Origin of the sequence: Lysinibacillus mangiferihumi, assembly GCF_003049665.1 — a bacterium.
GTDB lineage: Bacteria > Bacillota > Bacilli > Bacillales_A > Planococcaceae > Lysinibacillus > Lysinibacillus mangiferihumi.
This window is the reverse complement of the sequence record NZ_PYWM01000019.1, coordinates 37,765-61,592: the sequence shown is the minus strand read 5'-3', so window position 1 is coordinate 61,592 and position 23,828 is coordinate 37,765. Positions and strand designations below refer to the sequence as shown.

Below are 23,828 nucleotides of genomic sequence, written 5' to 3'. Positions count from 1 at the left end.
AATGATTGGCATAATAATCTACCTACTTTAAATTGAAATATGAAATACACCAGCGATGGCTTTTTGAATACCTAAACATATTGCCCATGACATTACTCCTAGCCCTATAGCAAAGACAATATGAATAGACGATTTCATTGCCAAATACATAACAAATAGCATAACCATTGTTGCAGGAAGTCCAACTATCACACCAACCGTAAATCGCTGTATATGCTCATTTGGTTCACTTTGAACGGTTAGCCAAATAATACTTAAAATACTGACAAGTGGCAGTGCGGCTATCATACCACCATATGTAGGAAATCTTCTAGCAACTTCTGTAACAACTGCAATAATCGCAGCAGAACATATAATTTTTACAACTGTATAAATCATTTCGACACCTCGCTTAATAGCTGAAATGCTTCTAAAACACTTTGTTGTTCTTTTTCTGATAAAAGAAGTAGCGCCTGCTTTAGTTTGTTATCATCTAATTCCGTATTTTTCTTTACAACCTGTAATCCATCCGCTGTAAGAAAAAGCTTCACTTTACGTTGATCATTGGCTAGTCGAATCTTCTCAACCCAGCCATGTCGTTCTAGCTTTTTTACATGCTCTGAAGCAGTATTTTGCGAGATATTTAATAATTTTGCAATATCTCGAACCGTCACTTCATCTTCCTTTTGAATCATCTGTAAAATACGCACACTTTGATGGGAAATATTATCTTCATGTGTTGTATGGAGATGATAGAAAATATTTGTAAAATAATAGTTTATATCTTGTATCATACTTTTTACTCCTTTAATATATCGTCACTCACGATTATATCGTATACAACGATATATTAAAAGAGATTTCTAGTAAAGAGATAAAATTTTTAATACTTGCAATCGTTCACTTATTTTACACAGGATTAGAATCTAACACACCCCATCCCTCTCAACATCAAATCATTGTCTTTTTCTGTTTATTACTGACCTTGAAACGTTTTCATTACTGCGCTTACAGTACAAACCCCCCGCCACATTCGTGTTTGGATGTTTTTAATCTGCATCAAACCTATATTATGGTATACACTCTTGCATTTCCTACCATCCTACTACTGAATTTCGCTATTTATTTCAAATCAACATCTATTTTTACTAGCTTTTTGCTACATACATGGGTAGGACCTTGTAAGCAGGAGCTATGTGCAGTATTATTACACTACTAAACTTGAAGAGAGTACGAAACAGAGGGTTACAATTGCTATATTTGATCTATTTTATTGTTGGCGGGACCATTATGGTTTTAGCCTTACTTTTAAGTAAGTCTAAGTATTTATTTTTATCGGGCATTATTACAGCCTTGCCAATCCTCACACTTATTAACATGGGTATGCAAATGAAGCATATGAAAGCTGACACCTTTCACAATGTTTTACAAAATACGGTCTTTGGTGCGGTAGGCATGTTACTTTTCACTGTGCTCGCTTTTCTATTAACAAACTGGTATAAGCCTAGCATTGCCGTACTAAGCGCTTTACTTGTCTATGCAATATTTATGCTATGTGGAAAATTTATTATGTCAATGCTGACATAAGTTGGGCTACCTAAATGTAGCTCTTTTTATATGAGCCAAATTTTTATGCCTGCGTGTTGTAAAAACCTGAATGCACAAGTTTATCTCCCCTTACATAGCATGTTATTTCTTCCCCCACCGCTCTTTCTTTATTTCGTTCCCTTTTAATGTTAAAATATTTATAGTTTGCTTTACAAGGAGGAATCGAAATGGTCGCATTCTTTTGTAATGCCTGCTCTAGACCCATTAATTATCAGGTCGAAGAGGTCTAGGTAAACCCCACAAATGGATGATCTCTTTAGGCCTAAAATAAAAAAAGCCTAATTTACAGGAGTGAATTCACATGGAAGAACAAGCAATTCAGCCGTTTTTAACGGTTGCTAACTATCATTTACTTGAGCAACAAATGAATAAAATTTTACAAACACTTGCTACTACACAAGATAAAAACGTCATTCTGACTGTGCGTGGTCTTGCACAAACAGAAATTACCGAAAAAGTTGTCATGACGCCTGCGCAAGCACAACTCATAGAGCCTATTTTATCTGTAACAGAACGTGGAACAGGTGAAGCCTATTTAAATGACTTAAAATCGTATGTTATCCCATTTAAACCAATTACAGCAAGCACTATCAAAAACCTGTTTAAAAAAGAAAAGAAGCTAAAATTGCCGAATCTTGAACAAATCGATTTTCAACAAATTTGCTATTTCGCTTGGGATGATTATGGTACCAATCGAAAATATGTCATTATAGAGCAAGACGATAAATTAAAGGCAATCAAAGGCACTTTCGCCCATCATACAATTCGTGGCATATGCGCAATCTGTAATCGTCATGCTGATATTGGACTATTTACTACATCCATTAAAGGAAATATCGTCGGCACTTATACAAATCACAGCAATTACATTTGTGCAGACAGCAATTCGTGTAATCAACATGTGACAGATATGGATAAGACTATTACATTTTTTGAGCGCATTACTTGATTATTAATAAGAGGCTAGGACAAAACTAAAAAAATTTAAGGAACAGAGGAAAGCTGTTCATAAATTTTTGCTATATGGAGACCTTAGCTATTCTTGATTTTGCAATTAAAAAAATTAGAAATGTTCACTAGTTGTTGGTAGCGGAGGAGGTGACTCCGGCGGGAACAGCACATAATGTAAGACGCGGGCATTCCGCGCGTAGCGAGGGTTGCGGCTTACTGTGCTGAGCGGAAAGCACCGCCGTAGCGGACAACAACGGCATAGCAAAAAAGTGTTAGATTGATTGGGTTCAATCTAACACTTTTTCTCTTATGCCCCAGCCACCATTTTTGTATTAAGCGAATCACGCACAAAAAAAACTATCCTGAAAAAGTTATTACCATTAACTTTAGCGGATAGTTTTATTTATTTTAATTATTCAACTTTTGCCTATTAGATGGCAAAATTGATGATGCTATAATAACGAACCCAAGCATTAGAACAAATATTAAATCCAGTAAACCGGTGTGCATGGATACTGTAAACACAGTAATCGTGAATGCGTAAGCAACCGTATGGAAACTACGTATGCCATTTTGTTTTACTTTATTATAAATTAGAGAAATTAATACGCCATATAATAGGAAGCCAATTGCTACTAATAAATAGCCTCCGTCTAAAAATAATTGACCAATAAAAGTTGGCGTAGTTGTTCGCTGTTCACGTGTGACCAATATACCTCGTTCGACCGTAATTGAATTAACGACCTCGGTAACTTTCATACGTGGTGAGATTTGCTCGCCAGGTAAAATTGTACTAAAAATGCCTTGATGGATTTCACCTTTTAAGTAACCTTCTTCTTTTGTGTATTCGATAATGGTACTTAACACGATATGACTTGTCACTGCTTCAGCATTTAATGCACGCACCCATTTCGGTGTTAAGTTTACTTTTTGTTCAGCCGTTAATAGTTTTTCTTCTTCCTCAGCCGTTAGTTCAACATTCGGTTGTTCACGTTTATTAAAATCATTTGACGTATCCTCTGTAATCACACGAATAAAACCAAACAATGAGAAACCTACGCCAATAACGAATATTGCCGTTAAAAACCACGTTAACTTCACTCTTTTTACAACATAGTGGAAAACAATAATCCCTGTAAATAGCATAATAATGAGCGGCGTACGATAGGCCATTAATAAAAATAGAAACATTACAACAGCAAAAATCAGGCCGTATACTATTGCTTTCTTCCATGTCATCGTTTTTTCCATTATCATTTTATAAGATAACAGCAATAAAACACCAAACCATAATAATTGGCTAAAGAAGCTTAACTTCGGGTCTAAATTACGTCGATTGGCTTCATCTGTAATCCCCAAGTTACCATTATAAATCATCAAGAAATAAGAGCCTAACCCAAGCACTGTTAAGGCCACGATAAAATGAATTACATACTTTCCTAAAAACGACAGACCGAACGATGGAATTGTCCACTCTAGTTTATCGATTAAAAATACACCTATGTAATAACAAATAACGGCTAAAATTACAGCCGACCAAATAGATACATGAATACCGAATTGTTCAAATTTATGCCAATCAAATAAGCTAATAAAAAAATATAGCAGTAAAATAAATGGCAAAAAGAAATACGGTGAAAACATATCGATTTTATTTAATTTCCCAAAAACCTTTTTCAATTCGCTCATACATATCACACCAAATAGATGTTATTTCCCCCTTTTTCTTTTTTTGTAAAACAAAATAAGTATAACACATTTATTGTAAATTATATATATAGCTTCCATTTTATATTTGAACTCTAACCTATCATTACAAGTAAAGCAAAAACTCGTATTTTGATAAAACTTTAATCAAAATACGAGTTTCATTTACTTCATTAGTCGATGAGTTTAGTAGAATCTAACGAAGATTCAATGCTCTGTATAGAATGGCTACAATCTGTGCTCGCGTAACGGGTTCATCTGGCTTAAATTTACCGTTATCGCCAATTACAATTTCAAGTTCTGCTAATGCAGCGATATACGCATAGCTCCAATGCGTTGGAGGAACATCTTGGAATGTGCTAGTGCCTCCTAATGCTATCTTTAGCGCAAGCGTCACGACTTTTGCCAACTGTGCACGCGTCATTAAAGCATTAGGATTAAATTTCCCCTGTGAACCATCGACTATTCCTGCTTGTTGTAATGTCGTAATGGCTTCATAGTATGGATGGTTTGCATTTACATCCGAAAATGTAATAGCATTGCGTGTGGGCTCGAACTCAAAAGCACGGTAGAATAACAGCGCCACATGCTGTCGTTGAATGAATTCATTCGGACGAAACGAACCGTCTGGATACCCTGTTATAATCCCTTGACTAGCTATTTCTTCTATCATTTCTTTTGCCCAATGACCAGCAATATCATGAAAGGACAGTTTTAGTAATTCCGGTTCAGGTTTCGGTTGTTCCGGAGCTGGTTCTGGTGTCGGCTCTGACGCTATGTTTGCAATCCATTTCGCATACAACTTGGTCTCTTGCGTCACACGGTCTTTTGTCAAATCCCACTCATTGATTAAAGCAGCTTCTTTATACCAGCCGCCAAATGTATAACCTTCCTTTTTAGGAATCGGTAACGTTGCTATCTTTGTGTCATGCGCTACAGACAAGTGACCTAATACGCTCCCGCCATTTGTTTCAAAATATACTGTAACATTTTGCGGTGATGAATGACTACTATTATTACTACTATCTGGAGAACTATTAACAAACCACTTTGCAAAAAGCGTTGTCTTACCTGTTATCGTATCTTTCTTAAAATCCCACCCATTTGTCAATGTTGCTTCTTTATACCATCCACCAAATGTATAACCTTGTTTTATTGGGATAGTGGGTTCATTTATCTTCATGTTAATATCGACCATCTGTGAGGGGATTCCACTGCCTCCATTCGTATTAAACGTCACTTCATATTGTACGACTTTCCATTTGGCAAATAATGTTGTTGCACTCGTTACTACATCATTTGTCAAATCCCATTGGTTGATCAGCGCTGCCTCTTTATACCAACCAGCAAATATATAACCTTGTTTCGTTGGAACAGATGGCCCTATCAGTACTGTGTTGTCATCAACTAGTTGTGATGGCATAGCACTTCCTCCACCTGTATTAAACGTCACTTCATGTTGAACGACTTTCCACTTCGCATACAAAGTAATTGGACTGCTTACTACATCATTCATAAAATCCCACTTGTTTGTTAGTGCTGCCTCTTTATACCAACCTTCAAATGTATGCCCTTGTTTTGTTGGAGCAGGTGGTTCCACCACTAATGTTTGATCGTTCACGAATTGTGGTGGAATTTTACTCCCTCCATCCGTGTTAAACGTTACATGTTGCTGCGGCAACCACATAGCATAAAGTGTTAAATCTCCTGTCATTGTTTTTACTTCATCTACATGATAATCAGTGCCGCTACCATCCCGCTCTGTATTCCATCCCGTAAAAACGTAACCATCTTTCTTTAATGACTCCTGTTTTTTCACAGTAAATGATTGTGTTGTCTTGTCTATATAATCTGCTGCAACACTGCCACTTGTATGGCCATTTCCATCGTAGGTAATTGTAAATCCTAAATACTCAAATGGATTTCCATTTTGATCAGCATACTCCTTTGCCTTTGATGGAATTGTTCCCAAAATCTTCGTTTGTTTAGGTATAGCATTTGGTAATACAATTGTATTTCGACTTAAAATCGTTATTGTCTGTAAATCATTATTAACAAATGCACCCTGGCCGATTCTTTTTACAGTATCAGGTATTGTTATACTGGATAGCTTATTATTCGCAAAAGAAAAATCTCCAATCCATTCAAGCTGATTCGGGAATACTACTGAAGTTAGTAAATTATTATCAAATGCATTGTAGCCTATTAATTTTACATTATTTGATAGCACTAAGGAGGTCAGTTGTTTATGATTAAATGTTTCATACCATATATTTGTGACAGGCTTACCACCTAGCGTATCTGGAATGACCAAATCTTTTCGACTGGGATTATTATCTCCGTAAATTGTTACCCCACCTGGATAATACATTTCTGGTACTATACCCGTTGTATTATCATTATAGATAAACCCATCTTCCGTAAAATTTGCAAAAACCTTATTCTCATTGAAAAGTAATGCAAATAAAAATAACGTGACAGGTACTACGATTAAAAACTTCTTAAGCATCTTTATTTAATTCTCCTTTACATCGTTCAGTAAATAGCCTATACAACGCTTTCATAAATTTTTTAATTTATATAAAATCACCCCTTTATTTTCAATATTAGAGTTTTAGATTACAGTTGCACATTGAGGAATGTTAATAGTTCAACCATTAACATTAAAAATTTATTCAGATGCGTCATGATGCACAGATTAAAAAGGTATGTAGCTCTGTTCCTTGCCAACTAATAGCACCTCAGTCATTCAAACTTAAGATTAAATTTCAAAAAAAATACACTCGTAGGGTAAACGAGTGCGAGTGTTGTTAAATACGCTTTTTCATACACCAATATAATTAATACATCAAAAGTAATATCTTTTAATTGGAGTATACAGATTTAAACAATAAAATCGGCTATACAGATATTAATAAATCAACTGAGGATTTCTATGCTGGACTTTTAAGTCTAATCTACGAAATTAATCTCTTAAACATGAATGAAACAAAAGTTAATCATCCAGCTATTAACTTAGGTGATATAGAATCGCAAATATGTTATCAAGTTACTTCTACTAGCGAACGAGCAAAAATACAACGAATCAAGAAAAGATGAAAAACCGGTTGCTTAATCGCCAAATGATTCTAAACAAGAAACAACGGCACCAGTTGCTAAAGAAGATGGAATATTAGCTGAGGAAAAGTTCAAACATATTAAAGATGCATGACATATGAAGAAATAGTAAAACTTGTTGGTGCTGAAGGTAAAATTATGTCTGAAACAGGTTCAGCTGGTGAACCACACCACACAGTTATGTATGAATTTGAGTCGGATGGTGGCCTAGCAGCTTCTACAATAACTTCTATTTGGTGTTGATTCATCTGACATTGAAATCACTATTGACCAATTCAATAAATTAGAAAATGGTATGACAAAAGAACAAGTATTTGAGATTCTTGAAGGTGAAGGTGAAGGTGCGGTAATTTCTGAATCTGGCGATGTAGTTATGTATAGTTATGATGGTAAGTCTTTAGGGGCAAATGCTTCTTTAATGTTCCAAGGTGGTAAATTGGATGAATAAGACTCAATTAGGATTAGAATAATGTAAAAAGCAAAGAGTAAACAGAGCCCAGGCTCAAAATTAATTGAGTACCTAGGCTTTGTTTAGTAATATTAATGTGTCATTTTAACTACTAGTGATTATATGTCATAAGCCTTCATCTTTTCTAATTCGTTCTTTCTTTTTTTAGATAAACTTTTTCTACCACTGATCCAATAATTTCTTTGAGACAGGCCTCTTTTTCTTTGAGTAGTTCTTTATTTCACCAATAATAGTTTACCTTTTTATGTACTTGATTCTCCCACCTTTTAGTCCCTCCGCAATCAAAGATAATTGCATAAAAAAGCCACGCTCAAAAGAACGTGACTCCACTTACTTATTTCGATACCTTATAAACAACATATTGATTCAATGATATGCACTAAATTAACTATTTTATTCTTTAACTAACAATCCACTTATACCCATCATTCAAACTGTTAGTCAATGCCTGTTTAACATCTGCAGTACTAGTAGCACTTTTTTCTACCTCGATTACAGAGACCGTTTGTTTAGTTCCTTTTTTATACTGTATCTCGACTTTGTAGCTACCATTATTTATTTCTTTAGAATCTAAATGAAAATTATCTGATGTATAAATACTATCTGCAGTTCTTCTAATATCATTTATATCTTTGATTTTTTCTATGATGTCGCCTTTTATTTCTTTTCTTAGTGCGTTGTTTGTTTCACCCATGTTGCGTCCTTTTTCACCTTTTGTACAAGCCATGAGTCTCCCTCTCTTCATCATTAGTTTTTGTTTTTACAATTACTTACAATTAAATTATACAGGAAATAACTTACTCTTACAAAAGGGGATTACCCACTATTTTTTACAAAATAATGAACATATTACATCGTAATCAAAATTTATGACATAACAAAAAGCCACACCTTGTTAGATGTGACTTTTATAAATTATATTTCAGTCTGTACAACATCACTCATTGCTACACATCATATCCAGATTGAAATGCATTGTTAAAATTATAACTTTTGTTTCTTCATCTGCATTTTCAATCTCCTTTAAAATATTCTTAGCACTTAAATTAAGTTTATATATCATAGTTCGAATGGAATGTATTGTAATTATAAAAAGACACTAGCAATTTAGTAGTCTCCACTTTTTCATATGCAATTAGTCAACACTATTTTACTCACAATTACTTTTTCCAGTGAATTTTTATCCATTTCTGCTGCACATTCTATGTGAATCAACGAAAGGGTTGCAATAACTCCCCAAATATTTGAATTAAATCCATTAATTATTTTTTCTGCTGCTAATTTAAACTCTTTATCTGCAATTAAATTTGCTATAGTACTAGCTATAGCTATGTAACCATAACTAGAAGTTATACCGTTAATGATACATTTATTTTTGGCTGCTATAAATTCTGCTGTTGGTCTCATTAAATGCCATCTACAAGCGACAGCTCTAGTATCGATTTGATTTGTAGTGACAAATAATCCCTCATCCTCAATTTGTTGCATAAACCCTTCATAATCATCGTACTTACTCAATACGTTTTCAAAAACTTCTCTATTATCCCCCAAGAAATAACCTTTTTCGTTATTAACTACACCTGTCTCATAAATTAGCTCTAAGGTATCTTCCATTAATGCAATTTATTCTAAGTTCTCGCTTTCATCATTTTCTCTTGCATTAGTGTTTTCAGTAAATACCCTTAGGATAGAAAACATAGCGATTGCTACTACCATAATAATTTTAAATAATCCATCTTTGGTTTTTTTATTGTAATATTACCCCTCCTGAGGTATATAACACCATTTCATTTTTTATTTTTCAATGGATAATTAAATAAGAAAAATAACGCGGAAATAATTATCGCAATAAATATTTTTATTAACAAATTTAAATTTGATTGTAGCTGCATAATAAGTAATAATGCTATAAAGAAAAAAACAGACGCTCAAAACACTCTATTTTTTATTATATTTTTTATACTACTCAACTAAAATCACCTCACTTTAATATAATATTTACTTAATTAATTATACACTAATATATGTAATATATGTATTTTAACAACTTGATTTTATATACTCTAGATTTAGTTCAATACCGATAAAATTACGTCCATGTTTTAACGCAACTAATCCTGTTGTTCCTGAACCAAAGAATGAGTCTAATACAATGCCATCCATTGGACAGCCAGCTAAAATACATGGCTCAATTAAATCTTCATGAAACTTTGCAAAATGAGCCTCTCTTAACGCCTCTGTCGTGACTGTCCATACAGAACGCTTATCTCGAATTGCTCTAAAAGCATCCTTACCATACTTGCCATCAAATAATCCTCTTGGCTTATCAGTCTGCATTGCTTTTTGTGGTTGTCCAAATGCATCTTGTGAACCTCTAACATCAGTAGTTCCGGAATTAGCTGGTTCCTTTATTACTTCGTGATTGTAATAATTCTTAGGCTGTTTACTTAACAAAAAATGTATTCATGTGATTTAGTTGGACGATCCGTTACACTTTCAGGCATCGGATTTGGTTTACTCCAAATAATGTCCTGTCGTAAATACCATCCATCAGCTTGTAATGCGAATGCGATGCGACACGCCAAGGCAAACCAATTTAGTCTTTCGGTTTTAAACCAATAGGGAGATTATTAATCTTCGTTTTATTGCCTTTAGGATCCAGAATATCATGCTTTTGTATATTTTTTTCTGACCATGCTCCTTTTCCACTTCCTGCGTATGCATCTCCAAGATTAAGCCATGCTGTACCATCGTCTTTCAGGATTCGTTTTACTTCTTGGAACACATCAACAATAGCAGATACATATTCTTCTACTGTATTCTCAAGCCCGATTTGTCCATCTACATCATAGTCACGTAGCCCCCAATATGGAGGACTTGTGACCACTGTATTTATTCTTTAAAACAGAAAAAGCAGCTATAAAAGCCTTATTCGAAGTGAAGGCTCAAACGCTGCGAGGTGAAACTAAACATATAGAAAATGATAACTTAACTGTCGCTCAATGGCTAGATTTGTTGTTAGAAACAAGTAAAAGAAAGTGGAAAGATTCGACTGTAACTCAATGAGAAATAATTATCCGCTTAAATGAGTTAATTTCATAAATGCCTCTTCGATTAAAAAATACAAACAATGCGGTATAAAAATAACTAATAATAATATATCGTTCGTTTTATTTGATTTTAATCAGGAACCACGAAACTCAAAGTTCGTGTTTATTAATGGAGAATTGAATTATGAAATTGATTCAAATATAAAACATTTATTAGGTTTCTACAAACTTCAAAAGTTGGATAAAGCCACTTATCGACGTGAATTTATAAATGTACTAGAAAAACAATATGAACCAGGTCAGTACGACAAGCACATTCAATTTTTTCAATCGCTATTAATGTAGCTATTGAAGAAGAAATACTTCACACGAATAAAAGGCGTAAGCTTGCCTTCTTCTCGAAATAAAGAAGCTGGTTTACACATACTCACATCCGATTAACTAAGTGTACTGGGATGCGAAAAGATGAAGTGTTAGGTCTTCAGTGGTGGGATATTGACTTTGAAAAGCAAGCTATTAATATTATTCGGAATCGGACAATTCATGGTACCGGAACAACTAAACAAAAAACAGTAAACCAAAATCAAAGTTGGTAAGAATGTCATTGATCTGTTAAATCGTTATCAAAAAGTAATCAAAGAAAAATTACTATCTTACGGAAAAAACTAGAAGATGATGATTATGTATTCCACTCTTTGGAAAGTATGATACCAATGCCATTAACAACGTTACACAAAGGATTTAAAAGGATTATTCAAAAGAGTGTACAATCCATTCTCTTAGACATTCACATGCAAAAATATTAATGAATGACGGTGTACCATTAAGGGTAATTGCTGAACGTTTAGGGAACACGCCTGAAATGATTTATAAAACATACGGGCATGTATTGAGGGAAATGGAAGATAAAATTATCGCCACTTTTGACCGCGCTATTGAAATTGGGGCTAAAAGTGGGGCTAATCTCTAAGAGACAGCCCCTAAACCCTTATATATCATGACAACCACTTCGGTGGTGTGTTTTTTTCCCAGTAAATATCGCCAAGATTGTTGTGAGCCATAAAATCATCCTCAGCACTGTGATAGTGGAAGTTGTAGTAATAGCCTTCTTGTGGACGCTTTTCAGTACGCACATGGAAGCGAATTAAATCATTGCCTGTTTCGTTATTAACAATATTGAAAATTTTTTCACCATAGTTGCCACTTGGTTTTTCAGTAATTGTGAGATTTGCCAATGATCCCTCTTCAACGTTGGCCACTGTCATCGCTATTGCCTCTTCTATTTTAGGGAAGATAATAGAATCAAATTCATTGCTAATTTTAGGGCCGATTTTTGTTCCAAACTTCATATACGATTGCTCTTTCGCTGCGTCAACTAGAAGTGCTTCGTAGTCAATCGCATTTTGCTGTATTTCAGTTGCTTCATCCGCTTTTGCTTCGGGTTCAGCGGCTAGCGCAGTGCTTGTCCCAGGTGAGGGACCGATAGAGGCACGATTCGAAGGGTTTTGATCGAATGCATCCCAAATTTCATGTGTTGGCGTAATTAATCCAAATGTTAAAAACGCAACCATAATTACGATACTTTTTTGAACCCACTTTTTCATTAATTAACACCTTCTCTTTTATGTACAAATTGGTAATTCTACTTATAATATAATACGTTTCAACCAATAAAAGGTTTCATATTTCTACATTTCATTGTACAATAATTTATGTATAAATGTGTCGTTTTTTAAAAGGAGGTACAAAGTATGTCAATCGCAATGGGTATTGGTCTTTTATTAATGTTAGGTTACTTAACTTCTTTATGCTTCACGGACTAATTTAGTTACTATGCATACTGAACACAGTTTGTATGTATAATGCCGTATTACTTAGGTTTTTGCTATTATTTTCGAATTTCTTTTATTGCAACATGATGTAAATTAAGCTTCTATTGGGTGCTGTTAAGGGGCTAGGTAGGGCTAATAAAATACGGCAAACTCATATACAGAAATGTATGAATAAAAAAGATTGAAGCTCTTTGGCTTCAATCTTTTTTGTTATTCCCTTTACATGTAAAGCTCCTATTGAGTACACGATTGCTATAAGCAAATAATTTTGATTGGACTTATGAAATCCATCCTAACAAAAACAATAGATTATTAAATATTTATACGAATAGTGTATGATTAAGGACTTTTACAATTGTAAGTTCATAGTTACGGTTGTGTAACTAAACTCCATTTTTTCATATAGTTTTATCGCATGGTTTCCTACGTAAGCACTAAGTCTGACTTCTGGATATCCTTCCTGTCTCAATTGCTCAATAGCAACATTCATTAATACTTTTGAAATACCCCTATCTCTAAATGTCTCTATTACAAACAGCTCATAAATAAAGCCTTTTAATTGGTACGTAAATTGGTCTTTGCTCTCCCCAATTAAAATCCATCCCATTAAGTTATGATTCTCTGTTGCCATTAAATAATAGCATTGGTTGCTCTTACTCCGCCCAATGTACCATCAAATAAAGCTTGTGGCGAAAGCGCAATAATTTCATCTAGTTCAAAGTTGTTCGGCTTTCTAACTTCCATTCACAATACCTCCCTTCTTAATTTTTATTTCGCTATATCCGATTTTCCAAGGTGTTCTTATAATAGCTTTTAACCTGCCATTATTTAAACAAGCCTTTGCAAAACGAGTGACTTCTTCTAATAGCTTTTAATAAAAAACACCTACCGAAGTAAGTGTAAATATTTTATTTAATTGTTTTAGCTATTCGTTAGTGATTGTCTTTGCGGACATTCATTAAGGTTTTATTTCGTTACTACCGCGTTTAATAATAATTGTTTGTTATGATCGGACATTACACGCCATTCTTTAACCTTCACTTTCATAGTGTCTTCACATCCTTTCAAAGATTGCTTTCACCCCACTGTATGCAAATGAATGGCGCATTAAAACCATTTCTAGATTGGTCTATCATTTGAATTGTACATATCACAAACTTACCTAGTTGATTCTGTTAGCCATATCACTCAATATAAATAGACCACCCTTCGTGGAGTGGTCTTCTTCAACTTATTTCTATAATTTTGTCACATAGCAAATTCGTTTTAGTAAATTTTCCTTTAATTAGTTTAATACGCAGTGAAAAACTATTTGGGGAGGACAGGAACCCAAAGCTCATTACTAGGAATGCGATCAGGTGCTAAATAATTTTCAATGCAAGGCAGGTCTGCCAATTCGTATCCGGACGATGGGAGCCATTCAGTATATAAACGGTTCCAAGCATCCGTGATATTTGGGAAAACAGCCCATGTTGTATTTTTTGGGATGACGATTTTCTCCATATCATTGGAGAATTTTTGGGAATAGCGGCATCCCATAAAATAATCAAATTCTTCATCTGTAATTGCCGCTTGTTTGCCGCAAACACCTAAAATCCCTTCCATTTTGCATTGTGGGCTTTCCCATGACATATTTATTAATCTTTGTAACAATCCATTTTCATTCGCAGCTTCCCACAATTTAGGAATATCAATAAAAGCATCAGCTGTCCTTACTTTTTGTTTCACACCGACAATTTCAACTTCAACTTCTAATACTTCGATTCGATAATCCATCTCTACATCTCCTTTGATTGAAATATGAAAGGAGAGTCTTGGGATGGCTTTTAATTCAATCCCTTTCTTGCGAGCTAAGGTTGGAGTAACCCCATGGAGGTTCTTAAAAGCACGGCTGAAGGCATCAGGTGAATCATATCCATACTTGATTGCAAGGTCAATAATTCGAATAGAGGTGTTGTTTTGAAGTTCAAATGCAGCTTGCGATAAACGTCTTCGCCTAATATACTCCGCCAATGTAAATCCTGTTATAGCTGAAAACATTCTAGGAAAATGGTACTCAGAACAACATGCCAGTCTTGCTACTTCTTTGGGGACTATGTTACTTGATAGATTTAGTTCAATGTAATCCATTACCCTATTTATTCTTACAATCCAATCCATTGTTTTCACTCCTTTCGCTTTCTATCGTAAATAAAAACAACCTACTATATCCGATATTTTAAGTCCAGAAAATGTCGGATAAATTAGAGATACAGATAAAAAATCCGCGAACGCTATTTGAGCTCGCGGATTTTACAATGTTTTATTGCCAATTACCACATGTATAATCCCAATTTTCAAAGAATTCATCTTCTAATTCAATTTGATTATAAATTGGCCATAACAATTGGTGAACAAGTTTTTGAACTTTAGCAAAGGATACTTGGTGCGTTAATAAATGTTGCCATGCTTTGTTCTTGCTTTCATCCAAATCAAAACGTTTCGAGAACACAGGCGGATTTTTTTCAATTGTCGTTTTATGTCGGTCGAATGTATCGAGTATAGCCTCTTGTAATACACGACCTTCAAAATTTTGGGTACTCGCTAGTAAATAAATAGCATAATAATCTTTCAGCGTTTCTGCTAATGTTGGGTATTGATATATGGTATTAAATTTATGTGCAATGATGAGCTCTGTCGGATACGCTAATAGCTCAGTTGACGAACTATTTAACAATGATGCGGTTGCAATCTTTCGAGGAGTCATGGAGACACTATCGAATAAAGTTATCGTTATTTCTATGTATGTTGTTATGTGTCCTATTTGTGCAGGAATCCTAATCTGAACTTCTTCTTCGCCGCTAGAGGATACTTCTATTTCATCGCTGGCAAACGCAACCCCATCTTCGACTACTTTCACTGAACAAATATCTTTGAAAGCATGTTTGATGATACTTTCTTTATTGGCCATTTTTTTGGCGCACAATGTCATTCCAGAAGAAGTCTTTACTATATCATTTGTCAATGTCCCTAATAACAATTCGCCATATAGCCAATATTGATCTTCATAGGAAGAAGCTGCTAATCGAACTAACAACCTTTCTTGGGAATAGAATGCTACAAGTGCCTCCAAACTTTCTTGTTGTTGCTGAGCTACTTCTGCTAGTTGGTTCAATACACTTTTTGGTACTTCGTTTACTTGTTTCATATGCCACACCCTCGTTTCAATCTTTTTTCAGAATTTTTCAATCAAATAGCATATATTTGATTTTTTAAAAAACTCCACACTTTATTATTACTTATTTTCCCACAATAGTAAACGGTAATATAATCCATGATATTTTGTCGATATATGTCGTTATTTAGGAGAAAAAAGCTAAATAAACACCTAACTTTTTTAAAAAAAGCAGGTGCTAAATCACAAATACTTATTATTTTCGTTCATACTATCAAGAAATTGGACAAGGGGTAGCCTCGCCTATGCGAAGCTACCCCTTTAGTATTTAATAGGTAACATTTCTGTAAATTGTAAAGTCTCAACCCAATCATCTGGGGAATATTATTTCGAAACATTTTCGTTTCTTCACCGCGGTAAAATTCCACTGTGTGCTCTCTAACTTAAGCAACGCAAACCCAACCTTCTTTTGCGTCCTTGCAGCCCCAAAGCATGCGCCAGTGTGAATAAGTATCCTAAAAAACAAAAAGCAGAATGCCAGATTACTGAAAGATGCTACCTAAAATAGCACGTTTGTAATTATAGCATAAAAAATTTATAAAGTAAAATCATGTTTTTCACTATAACCTATGGCTTGGCAAAATAAATCGGATAATGAGCTACACATCTTTCATTAAAAGACGCAGGACGATGACTCCATATAGGCTTAAATATATCCCCAAAGTATTGCCTTCGTATGAAACTGATCTTGATGCCAACGTTTAATAGCATGTTGCGTGCTCTTCATGGCATTTATAACAAGGATAATAACGCTCACAACAGGTAAATTTAAGTGCGAAAATATCGGTAATGTACCTTGTTTCATGATCAATGACGACTCCAAAAATAAGCATCATTTTTTAATAGTAATAAAAACTAGTACAATCAAAATCGGCAATCAAATCTTCTTTCCCATAGCGTAGTTCAATATAGCTTGTACGCTCTTTGCCATCACTATAGCTTCTTGCATCGATGGAATCGCGAAGGCAATCTGCTCTTTGAACAGTTGTAAACAATAATGGGAATAAAGAAAAAAACACGCTTTATAAAAGCCATTAATTGAATGTCAAACCTCTAGATGTTTGAGCTAGAACAATCCGTTGTAACTCAATATATTTGTTTAAAACAAATGGCAATGACAATCATTAAGGAAAATTGTTCAATTGGTACACGCAACTTCGTAATAGTTTTAATAATTTTAAGCCCTTTTGTTAAAGCAAGTGGCTTTGTAGTTAGCGTTAAGAGTGAAGCTACACCATTAATAAATAGAATACTTCCAGACAAATCATATGCCTGCCGTAATGCCTTCAATGGATATTGACATAATGCCAAATGACCAGATCACATGCCCTTTCGTAAAGAACAGATGACAAACGTAAATGTTAGGATGAAGAGTAAAGGCTTTACATCTTTAGTATGACTACAAGCGGAACTTGAGAAACACGGGTGGCAACGAAAAAAGTAAGACAATATAGATAATTTAATAAAAGTTAACACAATTACAGGAAAAATTTTGCTAAGCCCTTTTTCTGTAGAAACCTCTTTTATAACGTTCATTTACGCTAAAATTTTTTTCACAAGAAAAAAGAACAGACATGATATGATGTCTGTTCCCGTCGTCTATTGTCTCTCAATAACGCCATAATGAAATTTTGAAGTCAAACGTGTTAATCTGGAGAAATGATGTTTTTCAAACCAATCTGATTTATAATGAGCTTTTAAAACAACTCGCTTTTTAGCCACCCGTTTCGCTTCTTCGACCCATGCCTCAGTTAAAGTTACATGTGCTCCCGCTGCCCTAAGTGCCTGAAAATTTTTCGATTCCTCAATAATTTCTTCAAACATTGGGTCCATATAGACAACATCAAATGCACTGTCTGGCTGTGATTTTAAATAAGCAACTGCTTCTGCTTGTACCACTTCTATGTGCCGCATACAGGCTGTTAACGGAAGCTCCGAGGTATCATATGTATTCATACCATGCGCTACAATAAACGCCACATTTGGATTCGTTTCCAGTCCCACCACTCTTCCATATTGACCAACAGTAAATGCGGCTAACATCGCATCAGCACCTAAACCGAGCGTACAATCTAAGACCGAATCGCCCTTTTCGAGCTGTGCCGCATCTAAAAACGGCTCCATTTCTCCCCTCGCTACTCGCTTTAAGCGAAATGCTGCGGAATTCGGATGAAAGAAAAAGGGCTCTTCTGCGCCAAATGCATAATATTCATAGCGATTTTTCCCTGCTACAATGATATTCGCCTGAAAGTCCTCTGCAAGTTTACGGATTGAGCGTTTATGACGAGGGATAAAGGGAACATCTAACTTGCTACACACAAAATCAGCGAGCACCATCGACAAGTCGTCTGGTCTGCCCGCTGTAGTGACAATTGTTTTTACTTCTCGCATGTCTGCTCTAAAACGCCTGTTAAATGTGCAGTAATTTGCTCCACTGGGAAGCCTTCAATTTGTTCACGCGGAATAAAGTAAGCCAATTCCCCATCTTTTAAAATGGCCATTGATGGTGAACTTGGTGGTACATCCTCAAAAAAACCACGCATTGCAGCAGTTGCTTCTGGATCTTGCCCTGCAAATACAGTTACAAGATTATCCGGTTTAACCGCAGCTACCGCTTCCCGAGCCGCTGGACGAGCCAACCCTGCCGCACATCCACATACCGAATTGATAACAACCAAAGAAGTCCCCTTCGCCTCCGCCATAAATTCATTAACAGCATCCGCCGTTGTCAGCTCTTTAAATCCAGCCTCCACCAACTCTTCACGCATCGGCTTCACAACCTGTTTCATATATTCGTCGTAAGCATTCATGCTTTTACCCTCTTTCATATGTAATCACAAAGCCCATTATAGCAAGGTTTCTTACGAATGTACAAAAACTTGTTTTCGCCCAAATTCACATGTTTTCGGGAGAAATGTGACTTTTTGGTGACTTTCGTGACTTTTTTTGTGTAACGAAGTCGGATTGGTTGGGGATTGTTTTACACCTAAAAAATGGTTGATTATTCGATTAGGATATTTTTTGTTATCAAAAATTGCCGATTTTTATTATGGTAAATTAAATTATATATGGTTAAAGTTGTTATTGCGGGGTGTTTGGATTAATGCCCTTAGATATTATCTTCTAATGCTATCCTTAGTATCACACTAGTAAACGGTATTGCAAAAGAATATGATGTTACTAATACCGTTTTAAATAGTTACTTGAATTGGTTTGAAAGTGCTCAAGGTACTTCAACTTTCAAATTCACAAAAACTATCTCACCTTATAAAAAAGTAACTGAATATATTGTACACGACAAGATTGCTTCATTTGAAGTAAGAGAGTATTAATCAAGAGACCGCCCTCCACTATAATTAGTGGTAGGGCGGTCTTGCTATTTTATTTATTACTCATTTGTTGAATTGTAATATATAAACCAATCAAATGGTCAGAAGTCATCACTCCTCTTTGTAAATCCTTCAACTGTGAAGCATTGATAACACCTGAATGTACTACAGTCCACCGATAACATAGGTGCTCTGTTCAGTACCAATGAAAGCTACTAACCTTGCTTCAAAATTATTTTACAGGACACTCCTGTGGTCTTGATGATGGCGAGACACACATTCTGCATTTCCACAAACACGAAGTACTTGCAACTGCACACCCTAAACAGAAAAGACAAGATACAGGATTGAGACAATTTGCACAAGCACCTAAGCATGAATAGCCACTAACACAAGACTCCCAAGAACCACACCCAATACAATCAGCCATACACTTCTTCCATTTACCTCCAGCTCCCATTGGAACAATTACTGGCATATCTTCATTAAAAACAACTACCCCATCATCGTTTTTAAATTTAATAAGTGCACTATCACCAAACACCAATGCCCCAACTATTTTATCACTATCTACTATATCTAAAGATAAAGCTTGTATAATATTATTTGTAGATTTTTGGGATTTCTCATCAAATGAATACTGTTCAATATTCAACACTTTCTTGCTACCTGGTGCTAGGTCATATTCTCCTTCTTTAAGAAAGTCTAATACAGTTTGATAATCCTTTGAGTTTTTGAACCTTTTAAATTCCTGTTCAACAACTTCCTTATTGTTTTCGACTTTATTTAGTTGATACAACCAAACATCTTTCGCCTCTGTATATTGTAGCTCAATTGATTCACCGTTCTGTAAAACAGTTTGAATATATTGCGTTCCTAATACTTCATTAGAATCATTAACAGATAAGTCTACTTCAACAGCATTAAGATTATCTGAAAAACTTTGAAGTTCGTCAGTTAACTTCAAATTCAAACCGAGTTTACCGTTTAAACGTTCCTCAATCCGTTTTGTAACTTCTGACTTTTGAGAAATAGATAATTTAACAATGTTCCCCATAAAAAAACCACCTTATTAATTATTAGAGTTTTTTCAACTCATATAATAAAGTGGAATAAAGGCATTTATAGTAAACCTATTCTTTACTATAATAAAAAAATGCTTGAAAAATTTGAGTAACCATAAATATATTAAAGCTCGCAAATAATGCAAAGGCTACAGAATCTTTAAATGCAACGAGATTATCATTCGCAAAAATGGAGATGCTTAAATGAATAATTAAGTAAAGATAAGATAAACTTAATGATGTTTTTAATCTTTCAATAATAAAATTGTCTAATAGCACTTCTTTTTTAAACAGATTTTTCTTTTTAACAGTAATTAAGGTTTCTTTAATTAAAAAGTAGAAAGCTACTATATTTGCTGTTGAAAAAATAACACCATTAAAAGTTGCTCCACTGGTAAAAGAATTATATGCCACAAAAGTAAAAACTACTACAAAAATTAAACTAAATAAAAGTTTTAGGAATTTTGGAACTTTTACTAAACCCACTAAGAAACACCCCCTTTATCAATGTAAAATACTTCTTTTATATCCTTTTCAAGTACTAAACTAATAGCATAAGCAACAACAATTGAAGGTGCATAACTTCTGTTTTCTATTGAAACTATAGTTTGACGATGAACAAATGCTTTGTCTGCTAATTCTTGTTGTGTCATACTCTTCAATAATCTGAATTTTTTTACATTGTTACAAACAACAATATTAACCAAATTTCGACACCACCTTGTATATGATACTATACACATCTTATTAAATGTATAATATCATATACAAAATATTCAGTAAATAAAAAATCACAAAATATAGTATTAACCGATTAATATCATCTCCCTCTTCATATCAATACAACTCAAAGACAAATCGTCCTAGCAATTGATTTATGTTAATGTCTGCTGTTTTTCAAAAAAAAATCACCTGATTGGATAAAAGGTGATTTCTAAATATGAGTATTTTATAATTGAAGAATTTTTTCAGGTTGAAAACCACACTATGCTTTCTAATTTTAAACTTATTTCTTTCTAATACAGTCAAAGTAATTCCTTTCACTTTTTTAATAATCTAACAGCTCTTGTTTATCATTAAATTTATAAAAATTTTTAAAAGTAACCGTAAATTATTGTTTCGGCAGTCACTTATTCCAATTTTTAATAACTTCAGATAATTGCAAGATTACTATTTCTAATTTTTCAATTTTCTTTTCAAATCTTACAAATAAGTAAACTGTAATAACAATTGGAAAACCAAAATTTCCAGTTAAGTGAATCCACATTGGAATATCTCCTGTTGTTATCATTTGATGTTTCTCCTTTTAATTTTTAACTTTATAAAAAGAATGAATGATTTAATTAATTATAAAGATTCAACTTCTATTCTAAATTTTTTATATCATTATAGAGTAGTAATAAGTAATAATATTTCTTATCTATATTAATCTCTTAATTTACAGTTACTACTTTAATTGAATAAATCCGTTTCCAACTTGATTTATTGAGAATTCTTTCAAAGGAAGCGCATGCTTTAATAAATAGTCATATACATAAATAGGATTTAAGCGGGGTTCATTGGAGTTTTTTAGCTTTAATATTAACGCAGCAGAACCCGCGACAAATGGTGCTGCCATAGATGTCCCTGTTAATTCAACGAAATCGTTATTTATATGGGTTGAGAGGATATTTTCTCCTGGGCCTACAAAATCAAGATTATCATTTGAATTAGAAAATTCCGAAGGCGTCAGTGCTTCTGAAATTGAGCCAACTTGAATGACTTCCTTGTAGAAACCCGGATAGGATATCTCATTTGTTTCTTTATCTCCATCTCCCTCATTTCCAGCTGCCGCGATTAATACTATCCCTTTGGAATGTGCCATTTTAATAACTTTTCGCAACTCTTCAATAGATTTCGTAGCTCCTAATGACATATTTATTACACTTACTTTTTCTCCATAAGGGCCAACCCATTCCATAGCATAATTAATTGCATTAATTAAACTCCTAAAGCTTCCTTTACCATGTTTATCAATTACTTTTAATACAAGTAAATTACTCTTAGGTGCAACACCAACTACACCTTTATTATTATCTAATGCTGCGATAATACCCGAAACATGAGTACCATGCCCTATATAATCATTATAAATTTCCGTTTTTCCTTCGTCATCTTCTGTGAAATTAAAACCTCCAATAATATTACGCTTTAAGCTTGGATGATTTGTTTGAATTCCACTGTCTAAAACAGCAACTATAATACCTGAGCCCTGATCTGTCTCATCCCAAATTTCTCTAGCTCTTATTTTATCTAGATTGTCAGGTACAGTACTTAAGGTTTTGAATAACTTAACTATTTTCCCTGGATTTACAATAATCTCATTGTTTATCATTTAATCATCTCCTTTGTAATTTAAGTGTGAAATAAGAGATGTTTTTAAATAAGAATGCCAACAAATTCAATTTTAATAGTTAGAGGAAATGTTTTGGAATATACTTAAATTTAATTCTAAGACCTCCTATTTTTTATTAGATTATTTGACTATTAATGATTTTTTAATATTAAATAAACAATAAAAAAATAAATCGATAAAATAAAAAATAGAACAAATATTCTTATAAGCTATTTATAATTAAGTTATATATTACACTTATGAAAATAGGAAGAATTCAAAAGGGGGATACTATGAAAAGTAAAAATATTCTATGTAACTCTAACTTTCAATATGCAATTAATGAAAATGCCTTAAAAAAAAACCCACTGATAGCAGGATTTCTAAAAGATAAACATCATTATGAACTGTATAAGAAAGCTATTTTGTATCCTACAATAGAAAATAAAGATAAAGTTGAGGATAAGTTTAAATTGTATTACGAAGAAGTAAGAATGAATGCATATATTTTTAGCTTAATTAAATATTATGCTATTGATTTTGATAAAAAAGTAAAAAAAATAAACGATAGATATATTTTAACTTTAGATATGCCTAGAATTAATGATGAATACATCAAAAGTTCAATGCAATTTACAACTAAATACAAAACATTAAGAGATGAATTAACTGATGAAACAACTATTAGAGCTTTAAACTCTTTAACTGATTATCAATACAAAATATTAGATTTAATCTATGTAAAGAGACTAACCAACAAAGAAATTGCTGAACTAGTTAATTCCACACCTCAAAATATCTCGAATATTCACAAAAATGCTCTAAGAAAATTAAAATTGCAGATTAATTTACTGAAAGAAGGCGAAGAAAATGGATAAAGATAACCATGGTTGCTATGAATGTTTTGAGGATTATCTAAAAAAGTTCGAAGGCTCTATAAGAAAAGCACTATATCAAACATCATTAAATGAAAGGGAAGATTTAAAGCAAGAATTGCATATAAAAATATTCGAAAAAATAAGAAATACTAATTTTCGAGAAGAAGCACCTAGTTTTTGGAGCATTATTGATAAAATGCACTAAAATCTCACTTACTCATTATAACTTCTAAAACAATTATACAATTTAAAAGTG

General features: G+C 33.7%; 26 protein-coding genes and 2 pseudogenes. 8 read left to right on the top strand and 20 right to left on the bottom strand.

Annotated elements, in window-relative coordinates; genetic code table 11:
• Window positions 1–27: 27 nt before the first annotated feature.
• Together C9J37_RS17170 and C9J37_RS17165 are read right to left on the bottom strand one after the other, a co-directional pair.
• Window positions 28–375, bottom strand: coding sequence for a DUF3147 family protein (locus C9J37_RS17170; protein WP_107896356.1), 348 nt, complete (start codon window positions 373–375; stop codon window positions 28–30).
• On the bottom strand, window positions 375–773 hold the full coding sequence (locus C9J37_RS17165) for a MarR family winged helix-turn-helix transcriptional regulator (RefSeq protein WP_107896323.1): 399 nt from the start codon (window positions 771–773) through the stop codon (window positions 375–377). Before C9J37_RS17165 ends, C9J37_RS17170 begins: the two co-directional genes overlap by 1 nt.
• A gap of 457 nt (window positions 774–1,230) precedes the next feature.
• Here C9J37_RS17165 and C9J37_RS17160 point away from each other — a divergent pair, with 457 nt between their 5' ends.
• Together C9J37_RS17160 and C9J37_RS17150 are read left to right on the top strand one after the other, a co-directional pair.
• Window positions 1,231–1,566 (top strand): DUF3147 family protein, encoded by a 336-nt coding sequence (locus tag C9J37_RS17160; protein ID WP_235617155.1) that lies wholly within the window; start codon window positions 1,231–1,233, stop codon window positions 1,564–1,566.
• 322 nt (window positions 1,567–1,888) lie between these two features.
• Window positions 1,889–2,536, top strand: coding sequence for a FusB/FusC family EF-G-binding protein (locus C9J37_RS17150; RefSeq protein ID WP_107896320.1), 648 nt, complete (start codon window positions 1,889–1,891; stop codon window positions 2,534–2,536).
• 410 nt (window positions 2,537–2,946) lie between these two features.
• Here C9J37_RS17150 and C9J37_RS17145 read toward each other — a convergent pair whose 3' ends face one another.
• Both C9J37_RS17145 and C9J37_RS17140 read right to left on the bottom strand, forming a co-directional pair.
• Window positions 2,947–4,227 (bottom strand): oligosaccharide repeat unit polymerase, encoded by a 1,281-nt coding sequence (locus C9J37_RS17145; protein WP_107896319.1) that lies wholly within the window; start codon window positions 4,225–4,227, stop codon window positions 2,947–2,949.
• Window positions 4,228–4,441: 214 nt separating this feature from the next.
• Complete coding sequence (locus tag C9J37_RS17140) at window positions 4,442–6,754, bottom strand: InlB B-repeat-containing protein (protein WP_107896318.1); 2,313 nt, start codon at window positions 6,752–6,754, stop codon at window positions 4,442–4,444.
• 359 nt (window positions 6,755–7,113) lie between these two features.
• On the opposite strand from C9J37_RS17140, the gene C9J37_RS29720 reads away from it, so the two are divergent.
• The 3 genes from C9J37_RS29720 (at window position 7,114) to C9J37_RS17135 (ending at window position 7,810) form a co-directional block, all read left to right on the top strand.
• A complete protein-coding gene (locus C9J37_RS29720) occupies window positions 7,114–7,344 on the top strand; it encodes an SMEK domain-containing protein (protein ID WP_153063498.1) in 231 nt (76 codons plus the stop codon).
• A gap of 108 nt (window positions 7,345–7,452) precedes the next feature.
• Window positions 7,453–7,605 carry a hypothetical protein gene (locus C9J37_RS28355; RefSeq protein ID WP_167397342.1) on the top strand — a complete coding sequence of 51 codons (153 nt, stop codon included), beginning with the start codon at window positions 7,453–7,455 and terminating at the stop codon, window positions 7,603–7,605.
• A gap of 52 nt (window positions 7,606–7,657) precedes the next feature.
• A complete protein-coding gene (locus C9J37_RS17135) occupies window positions 7,658–7,810 on the top strand; it encodes a hypothetical protein (RefSeq protein WP_235617154.1) in 153 nt (50 codons plus the stop codon).
• Between the two features lie 421 nt (window positions 7,811–8,231).
• Here C9J37_RS17135 and C9J37_RS17130 read toward each other — a convergent pair whose 3' ends face one another.
• The 3 genes and pseudogenes from C9J37_RS17130 to C9J37_RS29715 form a co-directional block, all read right to left on the bottom strand.
• The gene (locus C9J37_RS17130; protein ID WP_107896316.1) at window positions 8,232–8,558 is read right to left on the bottom strand and encodes a hypothetical protein; all 327 of its coding nucleotides are present in this window, start codon (window positions 8,556–8,558) and stop codon (window positions 8,232–8,234) included.
• Window positions 8,559–8,956: 398 nt separating this feature from the next.
• A complete protein-coding gene (locus tag C9J37_RS17125) occupies window positions 8,957–9,445 on the bottom strand; it encodes a hypothetical protein (protein WP_107896315.1) in 489 nt (162 codons plus the stop codon).
• A 426-nt stretch (window positions 9,446–9,871) separates the two neighbouring features.
• Window positions 9,872–10,727: pseudogene (locus C9J37_RS29715) on the bottom strand (DNA-methyltransferase).
• Between the two features lie 923 nt (window positions 10,728–11,650).
• On the opposite strand from C9J37_RS29715, the gene C9J37_RS17105 reads away from it, so the two are divergent.
• Window positions 11,651–11,851 carry a site-specific integrase gene (locus C9J37_RS17105; RefSeq protein ID WP_107896313.1) on the top strand — a complete coding sequence of 67 codons (201 nt, stop codon included), beginning with the start codon at window positions 11,651–11,653 and terminating at the stop codon, window positions 11,849–11,851.
• Window positions 11,852–11,876: 25 nt separating this feature from the next.
• Here C9J37_RS17105 and C9J37_RS17100 read toward each other — a convergent pair whose 3' ends face one another.
• The 13 genes and pseudogenes from C9J37_RS17100 to C9J37_RS17030 form a co-directional block, all read right to left on the bottom strand.
• Window positions 11,877–12,485, bottom strand: coding sequence for a YpjP family protein (locus C9J37_RS17100; RefSeq protein ID WP_107896312.1), 609 nt, complete (start codon window positions 12,483–12,485; stop codon window positions 11,877–11,879).
• 577 nt (window positions 12,486–13,062) lie between these two features.
• Window positions 13,063–13,457: pseudogene (locus C9J37_RS17095) on the bottom strand (GNAT family N-acetyltransferase).
• A gap of 564 nt (window positions 13,458–14,021) precedes the next feature.
• Window positions 14,022–14,873 carry an AraC family transcriptional regulator gene (locus C9J37_RS17090; RefSeq protein ID WP_107896311.1) on the bottom strand — a complete coding sequence of 284 codons (852 nt, stop codon included), beginning with the start codon at window positions 14,871–14,873 and terminating at the stop codon, window positions 14,022–14,024.
• Between the two features lie 142 nt (window positions 14,874–15,015).
• Window positions 15,016–15,900, bottom strand: coding sequence for a nucleotidyl transferase AbiEii/AbiGii toxin family protein (locus tag C9J37_RS17085; RefSeq protein WP_107896310.1), 885 nt, complete (start codon window positions 15,898–15,900; stop codon window positions 15,016–15,018).
• A gap of 673 nt (window positions 15,901–16,573) precedes the next feature.
• Window positions 16,574–16,732: a hypothetical protein gene (locus C9J37_RS28340; protein ID WP_167397341.1), complete on the bottom strand. Its 159-nt coding sequence runs from the start codon at window positions 16,730–16,732 to the stop codon at window positions 16,574–16,576.
• Between the two features lie 281 nt (window positions 16,733–17,013).
• The gene (locus C9J37_RS17070) at window positions 17,014–17,238 is read right to left on the bottom strand and encodes a hypothetical protein (RefSeq protein WP_107896308.1); all 225 of its coding nucleotides are present in this window, start codon (window positions 17,236–17,238) and stop codon (window positions 17,014–17,016) included.
• 288 nt (window positions 17,239–17,526) lie between these two features.
• Entirely contained in the window at window positions 17,527–18,318 is a 792-nt protein-coding gene (locus C9J37_RS17065) for a class I SAM-dependent methyltransferase (protein WP_107896307.1), read from the bottom strand.
• The gene (locus tag C9J37_RS17060; RefSeq protein WP_024364685.1) at window positions 18,306–18,737 is read right to left on the bottom strand and encodes a BrxA/BrxB family bacilliredoxin; all 432 of its coding nucleotides are present in this window, start codon (window positions 18,735–18,737) and stop codon (window positions 18,306–18,308) included. The genes C9J37_RS17065 and C9J37_RS17060 overlap by 13 nt, the downstream gene beginning before the upstream one ends.
• A gap of 751 nt (window positions 18,738–19,488) precedes the next feature.
• Window positions 19,489–20,313 carry a hypothetical protein gene (locus C9J37_RS17050; protein ID WP_107896306.1) on the bottom strand — a complete coding sequence of 275 codons (825 nt, stop codon included), beginning with the start codon at window positions 20,311–20,313 and terminating at the stop codon, window positions 19,489–19,491.
• Between the two features lie 76 nt (window positions 20,314–20,389).
• Window positions 20,390–20,806 carry a hypothetical protein gene (locus C9J37_RS17045; protein WP_107896305.1) on the bottom strand — a complete coding sequence of 139 codons (417 nt, stop codon included), beginning with the start codon at window positions 20,804–20,806 and terminating at the stop codon, window positions 20,390–20,392.
• Window positions 20,806–21,027 carry a helix-turn-helix transcriptional regulator gene (locus C9J37_RS17040; protein WP_235617152.1) on the bottom strand — a complete coding sequence of 74 codons (222 nt, stop codon included), beginning with the start codon at window positions 21,025–21,027 and terminating at the stop codon, window positions 20,806–20,808. The genes C9J37_RS17045 and C9J37_RS17040 overlap by 1 nt, the downstream gene beginning before the upstream one ends.
• Before the next feature lie 419 nt (window positions 21,028–21,446).
• On the bottom strand, window positions 21,447–21,611 hold the full coding sequence (locus C9J37_RS17035) for a YvrJ family protein (RefSeq protein WP_107896303.1): 165 nt from the start codon (window positions 21,609–21,611) through the stop codon (window positions 21,447–21,449).
• 156 nt (window positions 21,612–21,767) lie between these two features.
• Entirely contained in the window at window positions 21,768–22,694 is a 927-nt protein-coding gene (locus C9J37_RS17030; protein ID WP_107896302.1) for a S8 family peptidase, read from the bottom strand.
• Window positions 22,695–22,987: 293 nt separating this feature from the next.
• Between C9J37_RS17030 and C9J37_RS17025 the strand changes: the two genes are divergently transcribed.
• Together C9J37_RS17025 and C9J37_RS17020 are read left to right on the top strand one after the other, a co-directional pair.
• Window positions 22,988–23,572 (top strand): sigma-70 family RNA polymerase sigma factor, encoded by a 585-nt coding sequence (locus tag C9J37_RS17025; protein WP_167397340.1) that lies wholly within the window; start codon window positions 22,988–22,990, stop codon window positions 23,570–23,572.
• Window positions 23,565–23,777 (top strand): helix-turn-helix domain-containing protein, encoded by a 213-nt coding sequence (locus C9J37_RS17020; protein WP_107896300.1) that lies wholly within the window; start codon window positions 23,565–23,567, stop codon window positions 23,775–23,777. The genes C9J37_RS17025 and C9J37_RS17020 overlap by 8 nt, the downstream gene beginning before the upstream one ends.
• Window positions 23,778–23,828: the final 51 nt, after the last annotated feature.